The following is a 1412-nucleotide window of genomic DNA, read 5'->3' as shown; positions in this document are numbered from 1 at the left end:
GGATGGCGCCTCGACCACCTTCCGTTCGGTTACAGTCGCCCGCCAGAGCGTAACAACCACATCGCTTCAGTTACAAGTCGGCGTTGCTCGGATCGACGTTCGTCCCGGATTTGAACCGGGCCTTCTTCGCGACGTGGTCGCTGCCCTTACGCCGCTATGCTGAGTTTCCCCTCAGCCTCCCCCGTGTATCTGGCCTGTGGCGCGACAGACATACGCAAATCCATCGATGGGCTCGCGGCAATCGTTCAAGAACAATTTGCGCTCGATCCGTTTTCCCCGGCCCTGTTCGTGTTTTGCAGCCGCAGGCGGGATAAGCTCAAAATCCTGCACTGGGATCATGCCGGTTTCTGGCTATACTATCGCAGACTGGAGCGAGGCTCGTTTCAGTGGCCCGCTGGCGGCAGCGCTCCACTCCATCTGACCCAGCGGGAGCTACGCTGGCTGCTCGACGGCCTCTCGCTTACCCCACGACATGCGCATCCCCGGGTTTCACCCGAAACCGCGATTTGAAGCCAGCCAGCAGGAGTTTGTGCTCTACCTGTCGAATCTTGCTTTATGAAAACGGAACCGGAATCCCTCACCCTGGAACAACTTCAACAGCAAAATGCTCAGTTGGAGAAACAAAATGCCGAATTGTCGGCCAAACTTAGCTGGTATGAAGAACAGTTTCGGCTTGCGCAGCAGAAGCGCTTCGGTGCTTCCAGCGAGAAGACGCACCCGGATCAACTGGAGTTGAATCTGTTTAACGAAGCGGAAGTGACCGCTGCGCCGGAGTCCGGGACGGAGTCAGAACAGATCACGTATGAGCGCCGGAAAACGAGTGGCAAGCGCGAAGCGGATCTCTCGAAGCTGCCTGTCGAAACCGTGACGTATGCCCTTGCCGAAGGCGAGCAAATCTGCGGCTGCTGCGGCGGGGCGCTACATGAAATGACGACGGAGACTCGTCGCGAGATCGCGGTGGTACCGCCGCAGGTCAAGGTGGTGCAGCATGTGCGGCAGGTGTATGCTTGCCGTCACTGTGAGCGCCATGAATTGCAAACGCCGATCGTCACGGCGCCGATGCCGCAGCCTGTCTATCCGGGCAGTCTGGCTTCCCCCTCGGCCATGGCGCATGTGATGTGCCAAAAATATATAAACAGCCAGCCGCTCTACAGGCAGGAGCAAGATTGGACCCGTCTGGGTTATCCGCTGTCGCGGCAGACGATGGCGAACTGGATGGTCTATGGCGCAGAGCAGTGGCTATTGCCCGTCGTAGCGGAGATGAAGCGTCATCTGCTCAAACAGGAAACGCTGCATGCGGATGAAACCACGCTGCAGGTGCTGAAAGAACCAGGTAAAGCGGCCCGGTCGGACTCGTACATGTGGCTGTATCGCACAGGTCGGGGGGTAGAGCCAGTGGTGGTCTACGATTA

At 58.4% G+C, this 1412-nt stretch carries 2 protein-coding genes; both read left to right on the top strand.

Annotated features, from left to right (window positions below; translation table 11 throughout):
* Positions 1-156: 156 nt before the first annotated feature.
* On the top strand, positions 157-510 hold the full coding sequence (gene tnpB, locus AC6ROY_RS25335; RefSeq protein ID WP_500103333.1) for an IS66 family insertion sequence element accessory protein TnpB: 354 nt from the start codon (positions 157-159) through the stop codon (positions 508-510).
* A 45-nt stretch (positions 511-555) separates the two neighbouring features.
* Positions 556-1412: transposase (locus tag AC6ROY_RS25330; RefSeq protein ID WP_500103332.1), on the top strand; the 857-nt coding region annotated here is incomplete at its 3' end.

Source organism: Paenibacillus sp. sg306046, from assembly GCF_059821225.1.
This window is presented reverse-complemented; position numbering and strand designations above follow the sequence as displayed.